17 protein-coding genes and 1 tRNA gene are annotated in these 16,644 nt (G+C 66.5%); 6 read left to right on the forward strand and 12 right to left on the reverse strand.

Features of this window, described 5'->3' with window-relative positions; translation table 11 throughout:
* The first annotated feature begins 43 nt into the window (after positions 1–43).
* Positions 44–1,147, forward strand: coding sequence for a YihY/virulence factor BrkB family protein (locus BT183_RS14105; protein ID WP_143145808.1), 1,104 nt, complete (start codon positions 44–46; stop codon positions 1,145–1,147).
* Between the two features lie 2 nt (positions 1,148–1,149).
* On the opposite strand, the gene mnhG is transcribed toward BT183_RS14105, so the two are convergent.
* Genes mnhG through BT183_RS14135 form a run of 6 tightly spaced genes read right to left on the reverse strand, consistent with a single transcriptional unit; the run spans position 1,150 to position 7,135 of the window.
* Entirely contained in the window at positions 1,150–1,554 is a 405-nt protein-coding gene (gene mnhG, locus BT183_RS14110) for a monovalent cation/H(+) antiporter subunit G (protein ID WP_072344246.1), read from the reverse strand.
* The gene (locus BT183_RS14115) at positions 1,551–1,832 is read right to left on the reverse strand and encodes a K+/H+ antiporter subunit F (protein WP_072344249.1); all 282 of its coding nucleotides are present in this window, start codon (positions 1,830–1,832) and stop codon (positions 1,551–1,553) included. The genes mnhG and BT183_RS14115 overlap by 4 nt, the downstream gene beginning before the upstream one ends.
* The gene (locus BT183_RS14120) at positions 1,829–2,314 is read right to left on the reverse strand and encodes a Na+/H+ antiporter subunit E (protein WP_072344252.1); all 486 of its coding nucleotides are present in this window, start codon (positions 2,312–2,314) and stop codon (positions 1,829–1,831) included. Before BT183_RS14120 ends, BT183_RS14115 begins: the two co-directional genes overlap by 4 nt.
* Positions 2,311–3,903 carry a monovalent cation/H+ antiporter subunit D gene (locus BT183_RS14125; protein WP_177282547.1) on the reverse strand — a complete coding sequence of 531 codons (1,593 nt, stop codon included), beginning with the start codon at positions 3,901–3,903 and terminating at the stop codon, positions 2,311–2,313. Before BT183_RS14125 ends, BT183_RS14120 begins: the two co-directional genes overlap by 4 nt.
* Entirely contained in the window at positions 3,903–4,238 is a 336-nt protein-coding gene (locus tag BT183_RS14130) for a Na+/H+ antiporter subunit C (RefSeq protein WP_072344255.1), read from the reverse strand. The genes BT183_RS14125 and BT183_RS14130 overlap by 1 nt, the downstream gene beginning before the upstream one ends.
* Positions 4,229–7,135, reverse strand: coding sequence for a monovalent cation/H+ antiporter subunit A (locus tag BT183_RS14135; protein ID WP_072344258.1), 2,907 nt, complete (start codon positions 7,133–7,135; stop codon positions 4,229–4,231). Before BT183_RS14135 ends, BT183_RS14130 begins: the two co-directional genes overlap by 10 nt.
* Before the next feature lie 244 nt (positions 7,136–7,379).
* Between BT183_RS14135 and BT183_RS14140 the strand changes: the two genes are divergently transcribed.
* Positions 7,380–8,306 carry a PfkB family carbohydrate kinase gene (locus tag BT183_RS14140; RefSeq protein ID WP_072344857.1) on the forward strand — a complete coding sequence of 309 codons (927 nt, stop codon included), beginning with the start codon at positions 7,380–7,382 and terminating at the stop codon, positions 8,304–8,306.
* Positions 8,303–8,695, forward strand: coding sequence for a DoxX family protein (locus BT183_RS14145; protein ID WP_072344261.1), 393 nt, complete (start codon positions 8,303–8,305; stop codon positions 8,693–8,695). Before BT183_RS14140 ends, BT183_RS14145 begins: the two co-directional genes overlap by 4 nt.
* A gap of 24 nt (positions 8,696–8,719) precedes the next feature.
* On the opposite strand, the gene BT183_RS14150 is transcribed toward BT183_RS14145, so the two are convergent.
* Positions 8,720–8,805: transfer RNA gene (locus tag BT183_RS14150), tRNA-Leu, on the reverse strand.
* Between the two features lie 309 nt (positions 8,806–9,114).
* On the opposite strand from BT183_RS14150, the gene BT183_RS14155 reads away from it, so the two are divergent.
* Both BT183_RS14155 and BT183_RS14160 read left to right on the forward strand, forming a co-directional pair.
* Positions 9,115–10,143, forward strand: a complete 1,029-nt coding sequence (locus BT183_RS14155) for a TerC family protein (protein WP_072344264.1) — start codon at positions 9,115–9,117, stop codon at positions 10,141–10,143.
* A 160-nt stretch (positions 10,144–10,303) separates the two neighbouring features.
* Positions 10,304–10,813, forward strand: a complete 510-nt coding sequence (locus tag BT183_RS14160; protein WP_072344860.1) for a disulfide bond formation protein B — start codon at positions 10,304–10,306, stop codon at positions 10,811–10,813.
* On the opposite strand, the gene BT183_RS14165 is transcribed toward BT183_RS14160, so the two are convergent.
* The 5 genes from BT183_RS14165 to BT183_RS14185 form a co-directional block, all read right to left on the reverse strand.
* Complete coding sequence (locus BT183_RS14165; RefSeq protein ID WP_072344267.1) at positions 10,814–11,371, reverse strand: HNH endonuclease; 558 nt, start codon at positions 11,369–11,371, stop codon at positions 10,814–10,816. It abuts the gene before it with no gap.
* Positions 11,372–11,473: 102 nt separating this feature from the next.
* Positions 11,474–12,157: an alpha/beta hydrolase gene (locus BT183_RS14170; RefSeq protein WP_143145809.1), complete on the reverse strand. Its 684-nt coding sequence runs from the start codon at positions 12,155–12,157 to the stop codon at positions 11,474–11,476.
* A gap of 31 nt (positions 12,158–12,188) precedes the next feature.
* Entirely contained in the window at positions 12,189–13,589 is a 1,401-nt protein-coding gene (gene fumC / locus BT183_RS14175; RefSeq protein WP_143145810.1) for a class II fumarate hydratase, read from the reverse strand.
* 91 nt (positions 13,590–13,680) lie between these two features.
* Complete coding sequence (rpmF, locus tag BT183_RS14180) at positions 13,681–13,863, reverse strand: 50S ribosomal protein L32 (protein WP_072344272.1); 183 nt, start codon at positions 13,861–13,863, stop codon at positions 13,681–13,683.
* A gap of 131 nt (positions 13,864–13,994) precedes the next feature.
* Entirely contained in the window at positions 13,995–14,717 is a 723-nt protein-coding gene (locus BT183_RS14185; RefSeq protein ID WP_072344275.1) for a transglycosylase domain-containing protein, read from the reverse strand.
* Between the two features lie 127 nt (positions 14,718–14,844).
* On the opposite strand from BT183_RS14185, the gene BT183_RS14190 reads away from it, so the two are divergent.
* Positions 14,845–15,747 (forward strand): polyprenyl synthetase family protein, encoded by a 903-nt coding sequence (locus BT183_RS14190; protein ID WP_072344278.1) that lies wholly within the window; start codon positions 14,845–14,847, stop codon positions 15,745–15,747.
* The last annotated feature ends 897 nt before the right edge of the window (positions 15,748–16,644 follow it).

Here is a 16,644-nt window from a genome sequence, read left to right on the forward strand (position 1 = left end):
TTCGCAGGATTGCGAACGCCCCTTTTCGCCTTTGGGGGCTCACATGGACCAGCAGACCGCCGCGCGCGTCGCGCAGGCCGATCGCGGCCGCGCCGCATCCACGCCTATCGCCATTCCGCCCAAGGGCTGGAAGGATATCGCCTGGCGGCTCTATCGCGCGCTCGGCGAAGATCGCGTCATGCTCACCGCCGCCGGGGTCAGCTTCTACCTCGTCCTCGCGCTCGTCCCCACGCTCACCGCCGTCGTTGCGCTTTACGGGCTCTTTGCCGACCGGGCGAGCGTCGTTTCCCATCTCGCGCTGCTCGATGGCATCGTGCCGCACGCCGCGCTGGCGCTCATTGCCGACCAGCTGACCCGGCTCGCGGCCCGGCCGGCCGATACGCTCGGGATCACGCTCCTCATTTCGCTCGCCATCGCGCTCTGGAGCGCGAGCGCCGGCGTCAAATCGATGTTCGAGGCGATGAACGTCGCCTACGCCGAAGAAGAGCGCCGCAATTTCTTCCAGATCAGCGGGCTGGCACTGCTCTTCACGCTCGGCGGCGCTATGGCGGCGATTCTCGTGGCCGCCGCCGTCATCGCCATGCCGCCGATCCTGTCGCTCCTGCCGCTCGGCCCTTTGGCCGAAATCGGGGTTCGCGTCGCCGCCTATGCCGTCATGCTCGCCATTCTCTGGCTCGGCCTTTCGGCCCTTTATCGCTGGGGCCCGAGCCGCGAGGCCGCCCGCTGGCGCTGGATCGCGCCGGGCACGCTTTTGGCCGTGCTCGGGCTCGGCATCGGCTCGATCGTCTTTTCCTGGTACGTCACCAATTTTTCCGACTACGACGCCGCCTATGGCTCGCTGGGCGCCATGATCGCCCTGCTCACCTGGTTCTGGCTCTCGACCATCATCGTCATCATGGGCGCCGAGCTCAATTCCGAGATCGAGCACCAGACCGCCCGCGACACCACTACCGGTCCCGAGGCGCCGCTGGGCGAACGCGGTGCCTATATGGCCGATCACGTGGGCCGCGTCTGGCCCCCGGCCCGCAAGCGGCTCGAGGCCGAAGAGCGGCCCCAGCGCGAGCGCCAGCGCTTTAACTGGGGCCGCATCGCCGCCAGCCTGCCCTTTGCCGCACTCATGCTGCGCAGCCAGCGCAACCGTCGCTGAGTTCAGTCGGCCTTGGTCTCGACGATGCCCGTTTGCATCTCGGCCTCGGTCGCGAGCGGCTCGGGCTTGCGGAAGCTTGGGGGCACGGCCGATCCGCCTTCGACGCGATCGCGAAAGAGCGTGGCGCGCGCCAGCAGCATCAGTGTCACCGGCGTGGTCACCGTCACGAACACGAAGATCGCCAGTTCGTGGAAGACCACCCGGCCCTGCGTCAGGCTGAAATAGAGCGCCGAGCCCAGAAGGATCAGCCCGCCGCCAAGGCTCGTGCCCATGGTCGGGGCATGGATGCGCAGGTAGAAAGTAGGCAGCCGCACGAGCCCGAAGCATCCGGCCAGCGTCAGGGCCGAACCCAGCACCACGGCAGCCGAAACGAGGATCGAGAGCCAGAGCGGCAGATTGGCGATCATTCGATCACCTCGCCGCGCATGAGGAATTTGGCGAGCGCCACCGTACCCACGAAGCCGAGCAGGGCGATCAGCATGGCGATCTCGAAATAGACCTGCGAATTGGTGCGGATCCCGAGCGTCACGAGCAGCAAAAGCGCCACCACGTAAAGCGCGTCGAGCGCCAGGATGCGGTCCTGCGCGCGCGGTCCGCTGACGATGCGCCAGAGCGCCGCGAGCATGGCGAGGCCGAGCATCAGCTGGCTGGCAAACAGGCTCCAGTGGAGGATCGCGAGGCTCATGGGAAAATCTCCAGCAGCAGCGATTCGTAGCGCGTCTTGACGATCTCGACCCATTCATCGGCATCGACCAGGTCGAAGACGTGGATGAGCACCGTGCTGCGATCCTGGTCGTATTCGAGCCAGGCGCTACCCGGCACGGCGGTCAGGATGCAGGCGAGGGTCGCGAGCCCCAACGGATGGCTGAGCTTGAGCTGCATCTCGATGAAGCCCTCGGTGGGCTTGGGCCTGGGGCTCAGCAGCACGAGGAACACCGCGACATTGGAGCGGATGACATCCACCAGCACCACGCCCAGAAGCTGCAGCGCCTTGAGCGGCCGGCGCAGCCCGACGCGCTCGCCGATCACCGGCCGGGCCGCCAGCGGCACGATGGTGCCGACGATCGCGCCCATCAGGATATGCCCGAGCCCCGCCGATTGCTGCAGCATCAGCCAGAACACGAGGAGCACCACCGACAGCAGCGGATGGGGGAAAAGCCGCGTCATGGCGCGGCCCCCGATCCGAGCACGCTCGTCACATAGCTCGCCGGGTTGTGCAGCCCCGCCGCGGTGTCGGCGAGAAAGCCCAGCGCCGGGCCGGCGGCGATCGACATCACCACGCACAACCCCAGCAGCCCGACGATCGGCACGAGTTCGAGCATGCGGATGCGCACGGCCCCGTCGGGCAGCGAGGTCCAGAAGATGTTGATGCCGTTGCGCACCATGGCGATGAGCACGAATAGCCCCGAGACGATGAGCGTCGCCGTGAACACCCAGGTCGCCGCCGTCGGGGTCTCGCCCGTATTGATCGCGCCCGAGATCATCACGAATTTGGCGAGAAAGCCCGACAGCGGCGGCAGGCCGGCCATCACCAGCGCCGCGACCGCAAAGCACCAGCTGATCACCGTGGCCGCGGCCGGGGTGGTGGGGCTCACCTCCTCGTCCTCGTCGAGCTGCTCGTCCTCGTCGCCATAAAATTCGAGAGACACGGCCAGCACCTGCGCTTCGGCCGGCAGGGTCTGGTCGATCACGTCCTTGAGCAGGAACAATGCCCCCGCCGCGAGCGTCGCGACCACAACGTAAAACAGCGCGCCTGTGGTCACCGAGGGCGCGTCATAGCCCACCGCCAGCAGCAGGGTCCCGGCCGAAACCAGGATCAGATAGCTTGCCAGCCGGTCGAGCGCCTTTGATGACAGCGCTCCGATGCTGCCATAGGCGACGGTGCAGAAGCCGATGGCCAGCAGCGATGCCTGTCCGAAGGCGAATTCCTCGGGCTGCCCGTTGGCGAAGATCAGCGTCCAGAGCCGCAGGATGGCGTAGAACCCGACCTTGGTCATCACCGCGAACAGCGCCGCGACCGGCGGGGCGGCGGCCGAATAGGTGTTGGGCAGCCAGAAATGTAGCGGCCAGGCACCGGCCTTGATGAGGAACGCGACGCCCAGAACCGCCGCGCCGGCTTCGAAGAGGCCGCGATTTTCCGGCGCGATCAGCGGGGCGGCCCGCACGATATCGGCCATGTTGAGCGTGCCGGTGGTGCCATAGATCAGCGCCACCCCGATCAGGAAGAGGAAGGACGCCACGAGGTTGATGGCGATGTAGTGCAGCGCCGCCTTCACCCGGTTGCGCCCGCCCCCATGCAGCACCAGCCCGTAGGAGGCGGCGAGCAGCAGCTCGAAGAACACGAAGAGGTTGAAGAGGTCCCCGGTGAGGAACGCCCCGTTCAGCCCCATGGTCAGGGCATGGAACAGCGGGAAGAAATTGGTGCCGCGATTATACCAACGCGCCGATGCAAAGAGCAGCGCGGCCAGCGCCAAAATCGAGGTGACCAGCACCATCAGCGCCGCAAGCCGGTCGGCCACGAGCACGATGCCGAAGGGGATGGGCCAGTTGCCCAGCGAATAGACGGCCGCCGCCGTGCCGTCGCCCTGCGCCAGCGCCACGATCAAAAGGATCGAGACCAGCACGAGGATGATGCTGAACGCCACGTTGAGGCGCAGCAGCTTGTTGCTCTTGAGGTCGCCCATCACGAGATTGGCGATGACCCCTGCCAGCGGCACGAGGATGGGCAGGATGGCGATGTGGTTCATCGTATCCATCAATTGCCCTTGCCATCGACATGGTCGTTGCCGGTCAGGCCGCGGGCGGCCAGCAGCACGACGAGGAACAGGGCGGTCATGGCAAAGCCGATGACGATGGCGGTCAGAACCAGCGCCTGCGGCACCGGATCGGTATAGTCGGCGGGGTTGGCATTGGCGCCCGAGAGAATCGGGGCCGCATCCATGCGCAGCCGCCCCATCGAGAGGATGAAGAGGTTGACGGCGTAAGAGACGAGCGAGAGCCCGATGATCACCTGGAAGGTGCGCGGGCGCAGCAGCAGGTAGACGCCCGATCCCGCGAGCACGGCGATGGCGATGGCAAGGGTTAGTTCCATGTGTCGAGCCCCTCGCGCTTTCTGGGCTGCGGCGTCGAGGCCGGCTTGGGGCGGCGGATCGACTGGTGCGCGAGCGCGATCAGCATGAGCACGGTGGCACCCACGACCAGCGCGAAGACCCCGAGGTCGAACAGCAGCGCGGTGGCCATCGGCACCTTGCCGATGAGCGGAATGTCGGCATAGGCGAAGGCCGAGGTGAGGAAGGGGAACCCGAGCGCCATCGCGCCGAGCCCGGTCAGCAGCGCGATCAGCAGGCCCCAGCCGATCCAGAGGACCGGCAGGATGCGCAGCCGGTCTTCAACCCAGCGCGTGCCACCGGCCATGTATTGCAGGATGAAGCCGAGCGACATGACGATGCCGGCGATGAAGCCGCCGCCGGGCAGGTCGTGTCCGCGCAGGAACATGTAGATGGCCACGGTCATCACCACCGGGAACATCCAGTTCATGATGAGGGCGGGGATGCGCAGGAAGTCCGCCGCCACATTGGCGCTGCCCTGCGCCTCGGCGAAATCGGCCTGCACGCGCTGCTGCTCGGGCCTGTCGGCGCTGTCGGGGGCAGGGCGGAAGCGGCGGAGGAGGCCGAATACCGTCAGCGCCACGACGCCCAGCACGGTGATTTCGCCCAGCGTGTCGAAGCCGCGGAAATCGACCAGCATGACGTTGACCACATTGGTGCCGCCGCCCTCGGTATAGGCGTTGGCGAGGAAGAACTCCGAAATCCCTTCGGGCGCCTGCCGCGTCATGATGGCGTAGCTGGCGAGCCCCGTGCCCAGCCCCACCGCGGCGGCCAGGATCACGTCGCGATAGCGCCTGAGGCGCATGCCGATGCTGATGTCCTCGGGCACGGGCAGGCGCTTGGGCAGCCAGCGCAGGCCCAGGAGGATCAGCACCGTGGTGGCGATTTCGGCCAGAAGCTGGGTCAGCGCCAGGTCGGGCGCCGAGAACCAGGCGAAGGTGATGCAGGTGGCGAGCCCGGCGCCCCCCATCAGGATCATCGCGGCGAGACGGTGGAACTTGGCTTGCCAGGCGGCGGCCAGCGCGCTCACCCCGCCCACGATCCAGACGAGGCCGAGAACCGGGTCGAAGCTCGAGGGCAAAGGCAGGTTGCCCATCCGGGCCCATCCGGCCCCGACGCCCGCGGCAAGCGCCAGCAGCACCACGATGAAGATCTGCGGCTGCAGCCTCTGGGTCCCGAACACCGAGACCATCTTGCGGGCCCAGCGATTGGTGGCGGTGATCAGGAGGCGCTCGAAAATGCGCTGGCCGCGCAGACCCCGCAGCAGCGGATCGCCATCGATGCCGCGCAGGCGCCGGTAATAGGGCACATATATCGCCACGCCGCCGAGCAGCGCGATGATGCTCATGATCAGCGGCAGGTTGAAGCCGTGCCATACCGAAAGGCTGTAATAGGGTGTATCCCCGCCCAGCACCGAAACCACCGCGGCCGCGAGGTAGGGCCCGATGGTGATGCCCGGAATGATGCCGACGGCAAGGCAGGCCAGCACCAGCAATTCGATGGGGCGGCGCATCAGCGCGGGGGGCTCGTGCGGGGTCTTTTCGAGCCCCGTCGGCTCGGGGCCGAAGAACACGCCATGCACGAACTTGATCGAATAGGCCACCGAGAGCATGCCCGCCAGCGTCGCGACGATGGGCAGCGACAGGTTTACAAAGACATTGGGATCGTAGATCGCCGTCTCGGTGAAGAACATTTCCTTGGAGAGGAAGCCGTTGAGCAGCGGCACGCCGGCCATGGCGCCCGAGGCGATGATGGCGAGGGTGGCGGTGAAAGGCATCGAGCGGCGGAGCCCGCTGAGCTTGCGCACGTCGCGCGTGCCGGTCTCGTGGTCGATGATGCCCACGGCCATGAACAGCGACGCCTTGAAGGTGGCGTGGTTGGCGATGTGGAAGATGGCGGCCACTGCCGCCAGCGGCGTGCCCATGCCGAGCAGCGTGGTGATCAGCCCCAGATGGCTGATGGTGGAATAGGCGAGCAGGCCCTTGAGATCGCGCTGGAAGAGCGCGGCATAGGCCCCGAAGAGGAGCGTCGCGAGCCCTCCATAGGTCACGATCCAGAACCACATGTCCGTGCCCGCCATCACCGGCCAGAACCGGGTCATCAGGAACACGCCGGCCTTCACCATGGTGGCCGAATGCAGATACGCCGAAACGGGGGTCGGCGCCGTCATGGCGTTGGGCAGCCAGAACTGGAAGGGAAACTGCGCGCTCTTGGTGAAGGCGGCGAGCAGGAAGAGGATCAGCGTCACCGGATAAAGCGGGTGCTCGGCGATCAGCCGGCCCGAGGCCAGCACCACGTCGATATCGTAGCTGCCCACGATATGGCCGATCAGCATCATCGCCACGAACAGCGCCAGCCCGCCGGTGCCGGTGATCACCAGCGCCATGCGCGCCCCGTCGCGCGCATCCGAGCGGTGATACCAGTAGCCGATCAGAAGGAACGAGACGAGGCTCGTCAGCTCCCAGAAGATGGCGAGCTGAATGATGTTGCCCGACATCACGAGCCCCAGCATCGCCCCCATGAAGGCGAGGAACAGCGCGTAGAACCGGGCGATCGGGTCCTTGGGCGACATGTAGTAGCGTGCGTAAAGCACGACCAGCAGGCCGATGAACGTCACCAGCACGCAGAACAGCCAGGCCAGCCCGTCCATGCGGAAGGCGAGATCGAGCCCATAGGCCGGCATCCAGGTGATGGTGCTGTGCACCACCCCGCCATCGGCCACCTGCGGAAACAGCAGGATGGTCAGCACGAGCCCCACCGCGGCTACCGTTCCGGCGAGCCAGGCCTCGCCATTGCGCGCCCCGGCCGGCATCGCCATCGCGATCACGGCGGCGAGGAAAGGCAGGCTCCAGATCAGGGTCAGCGCCAGTTCGGTGGGCATCAGGCTATGGCAACGTCCATCGCGTGTGGGGGTGGTTCTTGCTAGCGGTGCAGGCGCCTGAGCGCAACCCGCAAATCCCGAATATCTGTCGGGGTTTGCGCGACCATTCGTCCCTCTGCGCCAGGGCCGCGCCGAGCGCCCGGGGATGCGCTTTCACGGCTTGCCCCGATGCGGCGGCAAAGGCATGCTGAAGGCGGCTCCGAAGCGGTCGCGGACCGGGGGCAGGGGCGCGGGAGCCGGTGCCATGGCGGATGCAATCCTGTGTGTCGGTGCGCTCACCCATGACAGCACCTATCGCCTGCCCGAACTGCCCGCAGGCGCACGCAAATATCTCGCTAAGGCCCGGGTCGAGGCCTGTGCCGGCATGGCGACGAGCGCCGCCATCGCCATTGCCCGGCTCGGCGGACGGGCCCGGCTCTGGGCTTCGGTGGGCGATGACCTGACGGGTGAGAGCCTGCTCTCGGCCCTCGATGCCGCCGGGGTCGAACGGTCCGATGTCCGGCGGGTCGCGGGGACGGCCTCGGCTGCCGCGACGATCCTCGTCGATGCCTCCGGCGAGCGCATCGTCGTCGTCCATTATCCAGAAGCGATCGTGAGCCCGCCCGCCGCGCTTCCCGATCTTTCGGGCGTCGCCGCCGTGCTCGTGGATGCGCGCTGGCCCACTGCTGCCGCACTGGCCCTAGACGCGGCGCGACAGGCTGGTCTTCCCGCCATTCTCGATGCCGATACGGCGCCCCTTTCCATCCTTAAGGATCTCGCCGGACGGGCCAGCCACATCCTTGCCTCGCGAGATGGCGCAGCCATTCTCTCGGGCGAAACCGATCCCGAGCGAGCCCTCCTGCGCCTCGCCGATCGCTATTGGGCCTTCGTGCTGGTCACCGATGGAGCGCGCGGCTGCTTCTGGTCGCCCTCGCCCGGCGGGCCCGTGCATCACACGCCTGCGCCACGCGTCGAGTCCATCGATACCAATGCGGCCGGCGATGTGTTTCACGGGGCCTTCGCGCTGGCGCTTGCCGAAGGTCAACCCATAATGGCCGCCACACGCTTTGCCGTCTTTGCCGCCGCGCTCAAATGCACCCGCCTCGGCGGAGCCCAGGGTGCTCCCTTGCGCCCGGAGCTCGAAGCGGCCCTTGCGCTCAAGGATAGTCCTGAAAGGATTTCCCCGTCATGACGACCAAGCCCATGCTCATCACCGGATGGGTCCTGAGCGGCGCCTTCGCCCTCTTCATGCTCGGCGCCTCGGTGGCGCCCAAGCTCATGATGATGCCGGTGGCCGAGGAGACGATGGCCCAGCTCGGCTGGCCGGCCGGATTTACCCTGATGATCGGGGTGCTCGAGCTCGCCTGCGTCCTGCTCTATCTCATCCCGCGCACCAGCCTGCTGGGGGCCGTGCTGATGATGGCGATCCTCGGGGGCGCCATGGCCAGCCAGATCCGGGTGGGCAATCCGCTCTTCAGCCACATCCTCTTCAGCCTCTATCTGGGGCTCGTGATGTGGGGCGGTCTCTGGCTGCGCAATGCCCGGCTGCGGGCGCTGTTTCCGGTCGAGCGCGGCGCCTGAGGCGGACATCGTCTCTAGGGAAGCTGGTGCGGGCGGTCGGACTCGAACCGACATATCCTTTCGGACGGCGGATTTTGAGTCCGCTGCGTCTACCATTCCGCCACGCCCGCGACGGGGGGCCAGGCCCCGATGCGCCCCTGCATCAGGGGGCAGGGGTGCTATACGATACCTCGGCGGGCAATTCCAGCCTTCCGCTGCTCGATCGCGTCCCTGTCGATTTGTGGCGAAAAAGGGGTTGAACCTCTTTTGCCCGCTGCCCATCTCATCGGGGCGGGCCGGGCCCCTCTGACGATCCGATGATCGTGATGTCGGACCGCATCGGGGAATGCTCGATGCCTGGGTCCGGAACAGCGCCTTGATCGGCGCCGCAGAACCGTGACCGCGCGGGTCTCCCCAACTGGACATCAAGGGGAGATCGAATGGACATCCTGTTTTTGCCGTTTTTGGACAAGCCGCTCTGGATGTGGCTTGGCTTCATGACCCTCGTGATCGTGCTGCTCGCGCTCGATCTGGGGCTCTTCAACCGTGGCGCCAAGGAAATCGGCGTCGCCGACAGCCTCAAGCTGTCCGCCTTCTACATCGCGCTGGGCCTCGGCTTTTCCGTCTTCGTGTGGTGGCAGCTCGGTTCGCAGTCGGCCATCGAATATGTCACCGGCTTCGTGGTCGAAAAATCCCTCGCGATGGACAACATCTTCGTCATTGCGATGATCTTCGGCTTCTTTGCCATTCCGCGCGAATATCAGCACCGGGTGCTGTTCTGGGGCATTCTGGGCGTCATCGTGCTGCGCGCCATCATGATCGGGCTGGGCGCCACGCTCGTGTCCGAATATGGCTGGGTGCTCTACATCTTCGCGGCCTTCCTCATCTTCACCGGCATCAAGATGCTGGTGATGGGCGAGGGCAAGTCCGATCTCGCGCAGAATCCGCTGCTCAAGCTCATGCGCCGGCGCTTCAACGTCACCGAAGAGCTGCATGAGGGCAAGTTCTTCGTCAAGAAGCCCAATGCAGAGGGCAAGCTCGTCACCTTCATGACGCCGCTGTTCCTCGCTCTGGTGCTGATCGAAGTGGCCGACGTGATCTTCGCGGTCGATTCCGTGCCGGCGATCTTTGCCATCACCACCGACCCCTATATCGTCTACACCTCCAACATTTTTGCCATTCTGGGCCTGCGCGCCCTGTTCTTCGCGCTCGCCGCCGTCCTCCATCGCTTCGCCTATCTCAAGCAGGCGCTGGCCGTGCTGCTCGTCTTCATCGGCTCCAAGATCTTCGTTGCCGATCTCATGGGCTGGGAGAAGTTCCCCGCCGAATGGTCGCTGGGCATCACCTTCGCCATCCTGGGTGCCGGCATCGCCTATTCGCTGATCCGCACCGGGCGCGAGCCCGAGCTCGTCGAAAAGGCCACCGAGCATCTGGGCGAGCAGAAGGGCCAGCCCGGCAGCACCGGCTGATCGTTCGCCTGCCTCGGCGCGGCCGCCATCTCCTGCCGCGCCGCGCTCATGCCAGCCCTGCCATCACAAGCGCCCGATCACGGTGGAAATCGTGGTCGGGCTCGGCTATGCCGCTTGCATCGCCGCCCCCTCGGGCGGCCTTTGCGCAAGGGTCGCCACCATGCCGCTCGCACTCATAAGGGCCAGGGACAAGCTCCTCGCCGGCCTCGCCTTCGTTCTCGGGCTCGCAACCATTGCGGCAGCCTGGGGCAGCCAGCTCATCGGCGGGCTCTACCCTTGTGATCTCTGCCTCGAGCAGCGCTGGGCCTATTACCTGGGCCTGCCGCTTCTCCTCGGCATTCTCGTGCTGTGGAACCGGCTGCCGCTCGCCCTCTGGTACGTCCTCATCGCCATCGTCGCGGCCATCTTCCTCTGGGGCGCCTATATGGGGGGCTATCACGCCGGGGTCGAATGGGGCTTCTGGCCCGGGCCGACCTCCTGCACCGGCACCGGGGTGTCGATTTCGCTGTCCGATCTTCAGAACCTCAACGCCGCCCGCATCGTGCCCTGCGACAAGGTGCAGTTCCGCTTCCTCGGCCTGTCGCTGGCCGGCTACAACATGCTGATTTCGCTCGGCATCGTCGGCCTGTTGGTTGGCGCCATGGTGGCTCAGGCCCGCCGCAGGGCCTGATCAGGGCTCGAGCTCGATGTCCCAGTAGAGGTAGTCGAGCCAGCTCTGGTGCAGATGGTTGGGCGGAAACGCCCTACCGTTATTGTGCAGGTCGTGCACGCTGGGGCGATAGGGCGCCTGCATCGGGATCATCCCGATATCGCGCGGCATGCGGTTGGCCTTGCGCAGATTGCACGGCGCGCAGGCGGCCACCACGTTTTCCCATGTCGTGCGCCCGCCGCGCGAGCGCGGGATGACGTGGTCGAAGGTCAGATCGTCCTTGGAGCCGCAATATTGGCACTGGAAGCGATCACGCAGGAAGACGTTGAAGCGCGTGAAGGCGGGGTAGCGCGCCGGCTTCACATAGTCCTTGAGCGAGACGACGCTGGGCAGGGCCATCTCGAAGCTCGGGCTCTTGACCACCCGGTCATAGTTCGAGACCACGTTGACCCGGTCGAGGCAGATGGCCTTGATGGCGTCCTGCCAGCTCCAGAGCGAGAGAGGGTAATAGCTGAGCGGCCGGAAATCGGCGTTCAGCACGAGCGCAGGACACGACTCAGGTGACACATGAACTGTCACTTGAGGCTCCAGGAACCAGGGGCGCGACCAGTCATATCGGGAGTATTCTATGCCCAACATGACAGGGCTGTGAAGCCCGCTCGCGCAACTCGTGATAAGGCCTCAGCCCTTTGCGCAAAGCTCCTGCGCGGCGATGAAATGGCCTGAAAAATCAAGCCCTTCGGGCGCAATGCCATGCCCGACATTGGGGCACATCAGCAGGCTGACCTCTATGCCGGCGCTTGTCAGCGTCTCCGCCGCCGTCACCGAGAGCGCCGGATCGACCACCTGGTCGACCTCGCCATGCACGAGGCAGACCGGGGTCCGCGGGGCCGCCTCGGCCGAAAATCCTGCGGGGGGAATGAAGGCGCCCGAAAAGCCGATGATGCCGCGCAGGGGCGTTGCAAGCGACAGCCCCACATGCAGCGCCATCATCGCGCCCTGCGAAAAGCCCAAGAGATAGGTGGCCTCGGGCCCGAGCCCGGTCTCGGCCCAGAGCGCTTCGAGATGGCCCACAATGGCGGGCCGCGCCGCAGCCGCTCCCGTCACCCGCGAGATCGTGCGGTCGAGCGAGAGCGGAAACCATTGATAGCCCATCGGGCTCATGGCGCAGCGCTCGGGCGCGTTGGGCGACACAAAGAGCGTATCGGGCAAGGCCCGCACCCAGTAGCGCCCCAGATCGATGAGGTCATGTCCATCGGCGCCATAGCCATGCAGCATGACCATCAGCGATTTCGGCGCCCCGCCCGAAGCCGGCGGCAGGCGCGGGCCGGAGAGGGCAGGCGGGGTCGTCATGGTTCCGGTCATCCCCGCCTCCGCTGGTCCTGCTTCTCTCGACTTACTTCTTGATGACGAGCGGGCCGACCATCTGCTCGGGGCGGACTTCGGCGTCGAATTCCTCGCCGGTCAGCAGCCCCAGGTCGAGCGCGCTCTCGCGCAGCGTGATGCCCTTCTTGTGGGCGTGCTTGGCGATCTTGGCGGCGTTGTCATAGCCGATCTTGCGGTTGAGCGCCGTCACCAGCATCAGCGACTGGTCGACCAGCTGCTTGATCCGCGCCCTGTCGGGCATGATGCCCACGGCGCAATGGTCGTTGAAGCTTTGCGCGCCATCGGCCAGGAGCCGCACCGACTGCAGGAAGTTGTAGGCGATCACCGGCTTGAAGACGTTGAGCTCGAAATTGCCCTGGCTGGCGGCAAAGCCGATCGCCGCGTCATTGCCCATCACCTGCACCGCCACCATGGTCAGCGCCTCGGACTGGGTCGGGTTGACCTTGCCCGGCATGATCGAGGAGCCCGGCTCGTTCTCCGGAATGGTGATCTCGCCCAGGCCAGAGCGCGGGCCGGAGGCGAGCCAGCGCACGTCGTTGGCGATCTTCATCAGCGCCGCGGCCAGCTGCTTGAGGGCGCCCGAAGAGCCCACGAAGGCATCGTGGCCGGCCATCACCGCATATTTGTTGGGCGCGGTCACGAAGGGCCGGCCGGTGAGGCGGGCGATCTCGGCCGCCACCGTCTCGGCATATTGGGGATGGGCGTTGAGCCCGGTGCCCACCGCCGTGCCGCCCAGCGCCAGTTCATAGAGCTGGGGCAGGGTGGCGCGGATCGCCTTCATGGCGAGGTCGATCTGGGCCACCCAGCCGCTGATCTCCTGCCCGAGCGTCAGGGGCGTGGCGTCCTGCAGATGGGTGCGGCCGATCTTGACCACATCCATATATTCTTCCGACTTCTGGGCCAGCGTGTTGCGCAGCGTCTCGACGCGCCGCACCAGATAGCCCTCGATCGCCTCGACCGCCGCGATATGCATGGCGGTGGGGTAGGTGTCATTCGAGCTCTGGCTCATATTGACGTGGTCATTGGGGTGGATCGGCTTTTTCGATCCCATCACCCCGCCCGCCATCTCGATGGCACGGTTGGAGATGACCTCGTTGACATTCATGTTGGACTGGGTGCCCGACCCCGTCTGCCAGACCACCAGGGGGAAGTGGTCCTTGAGCTTGCCTTCGATCACCTCGTCGGCGGCGGCAACGATCAGGTCGCGCGTCGCTTCGTCCATCAGCCCCAGGCGGGTGTTGGCGAGCGCCGCGGCTTTCTTGAGCACGGCGAAGGCGGAGATGATCTCGGCGGGCATCTTTTCCCCACCGATGTCGAAATTGGCGAGGCTGCGCGCGGTCTGTGCCCCGTAATATTTCTCGGCGGGCACGTTGATGGTGCCCATGGAATCCGATTCTACCCGCATCGCCATGACGGTAACCCCCATTGGAAACGAAAAGGCGGCCGACCCCGCGCAGGGGCCGGCCGCCTCAAACTGTCGAACGCGAGCCCTGCAAGGGCTCTCAGCTCTTGCGCGGCTCGAGGATCTGCCGGCCGCGATACATGCCGGTCTTCAGGTCGATGTGATGCGGACGGCGCAGTTCGCCCGAATCCTTGTCCTCGACATAGGCCGGCGCGGCGATCGCATCGGCCGAGCGGCGGAAACCGCGCTTCATCGGCGAGGTCTTGCGTTTTGGCACTGCCATGGTCGTTACTCCGTCTTCAAGTGGCATTCCGCCGAAAGCGGATCGGCGACAACAGACAGGGTCTGTCGGGAATTCGGTCGGCTCTATAGCGAATGCGCGCGGGCTTGGCTAGGCCTATCTTCACACCCCTGTCACAGGGAAAGCCCGCCCGGCCCCGCTACGCAGGCCGCCCGTTCCCCGAACCGGCGGGCTCGTGCCTCGATGATCCCCGCCACCCGCCTCAGCCCTGCCGAGGGCGCATCGGGCCGCCTGAGGCGCGGATTGGGCAGGGCCACCGTCAACAGCGCCGCCCGCTCCCAGGAGAGCGCCGCGACATCGCCGCCAAAGGCGTGGGCAGCGCCCGCCGCCACGCCGAACTCGCCATCGGGCCCCCATTCGGCGATGTTGAGATAGATCTCGAGGATGCGTTTCTTGGGCATCACCAGGTCGATATAGAGCGCCAGCGGCACCTCCAGCGCCTTGCGGATCGGCCAGGGGCGGGTGGTGAGAAAGAGGTTGCGGGCCACCTGCATGGTCAGCGTCGAAGCGCCCCGCGCCGGCCGTCCGGCCAGGTAATTGTCGATCTCCTCGCGCAGCGCCGCAAGGTCCACGCCCCAGTGCCGGCAGAACTGTCCGTCCTCGCTCATGATCACGCTGGCCTTGAGCCGGTCCGACAGCGTGTCGATGTCGCGCCAGTCGCGCACCACGCGCTGGCCCCTGAGCCAGCGCTCGATCATCGGGGTCGAGACGGGATCGACCACGAGATAGAGCGGGGTCAGCACGAGCGGCAGGCCCGCGAGCACGGCGATGAGCGCGAGCAGGCCCAAAAGGGCACGCCGCAGCGGGCGGGGCAGCTTCAGTCTGGATCTGGCCATCGGGGCTGCTTGCCACACGCATCGGCTCCTGTCTCCCCCGCGCTTTGCCGCGACCGGCTTGCCGCGCGCGGCCTGATTGGATAGCAGTTTCCGGGCGTCCCGCCCCGATCCTGCAGCGACCCCCCTCATGTATGATTTTTCCGCCGACATCGCCGATTGCGCCCAGGCCGTCGAGGCGGCGCTCGATGCCTATCTGGTGCCCGATCGGCTGTCAGGGCCGGGGCCCGCCGCCATCCGCATCATTGATGCCATGCGTCATGGCAGCCTCAAGGGCGGCAAGCGGCTGCGCCCGCTGCTCGTGCGGCAGGCGGCGGCCGTGTTCGGCGTTGCGCCCGGGCAGGCGCTCACCGCCGGTCTCGCCGTCGAGGCCATCCATTGCTATTCCCTCATCCACGACGATCTGCCGGCCATGGATGATGATGACCTGCGGCGCGGGCGGCCCACGGTCCACAAGGCCTTCGATGAGGCCACCGCGATCCTGGCCGGCGATGCGCTCCTCACCCACGCCTTCGCACTTCTGGCCGATCCCGCCTGCCATCCCGATCCGTCGGTCCGCATCGGGCTCGTTACCGAGCTGGCGCTCGGCAGCGGCGTCGGCGGCATGGTCGGCGGGCAGATGCGCGATATCGAGGGCGAGGCGGGCGGCTTTTCGGGCAACGACATCGCCATCATGCAGGCCATGAAGACCGGCGCGCTGATCCGCGCCTCGGTGCGCATGGGCGCGCTGCTTGGCAAGGCCGACCCCGAGGCGCTGGCCGCGCTCACCCTTTACGCCGAAGCGGCCGGCCGCGCCTTCCAGCTCGCCGACGACATTCTCGACGTGGTTGCCACCCCCGAGGCCATGGGCAAGGCCACCGGCAAGGATGCCGCCATGGGCAAGCAGACCCGCGTCTCCCAGCTTGGCCTCGATGGCGCCCGCGCCGAACTCGACGCCACCATCGCCGAAGCCATCGCCGCCCTCACCCCCTTCGGCCCCCCCGCCGAAGCCCTCCGCGCCACCGCCCGCTTCTTCGCCACTCGCCAGAGCTAAGGGGAGAGGCGAGGGGCTTGAACGGCCACTGCACAAGAGGCTCCTTCACCACCTCTCCCTTTGAGGGAGAGGTCGGCGCGTAAGCGCCGGGTGAGGGGGCCTTGGCCACAGGCGCTGAGTCCAGCCTGGTCGTGAAATCTCTACTGCATTCCTGCTCGTGCGGGGCTGCCACTGTGGGGCAGGGCTAAGACTTTCTTTGAGATCGCGGCTGGGGCAAGGCCCCCTCACCCGGCCTGCCGGCCGACCTCTCCCCCAAAGGGAGAGGTAAAGTCGGGCATCCCAAACCCGTCCCCCCGTCTCGCTGCTCCCGCACTACCTCTCCCTTGGGGGAGAGGTCGGCGCGTAAGCGCCGGGTGAGGGGGCCTTGGCCACAAGCTCTGAATCCAGCCTGGTCGTGAAATCTCTACTGCATTCCCGCTCGTGCGGGGCTGCCACTGTGGGGCAGGGCTAAGACTTTCTTTGAGATCGCGGCTGGGGCAAGGCCCCCTCACCCGGCCTGCCGGCCGACCTCTCCCCCAAAGGGAGAGGTTGAAGACGGGCATCCCAAACCCGTCTCCCAGCCTCGCGGCTCCCGCACCACCTCTCCCTTGGGGGAGAGGTTGAAGACGGGCATCCCAGAACCGTCCCCCAGTCTCGCGGCTCCCGCACCACCTCTCCCTTCGGGGGAGAGGTCGGCGCGTAAGCGCCGGGTGAGGGGGCCTTGGCCACAGGCGCTGAATCCAGCCTGGTCGTGAAATCGCAACTGCATTCCCGCTCGTGCGGGGCTGCCACTGTGGGGCAGGGCTAAGACTTTCTTTGAGATCGCGGCTGCGGCAAGGCCCCCTCACCCGGCCTGCCGGCCGACCTCTCCCCCAAAGGGAGAGGTAAAGTCGGGCATCCCAGTATCGTCCCCCAGTC

The organism is Devosia enhydra, from assembly GCF_900119845.1.
Taxonomy (GTDB): domain Bacteria; phylum Pseudomonadota; class Alphaproteobacteria; order Rhizobiales; family Devosiaceae; genus FPKU01.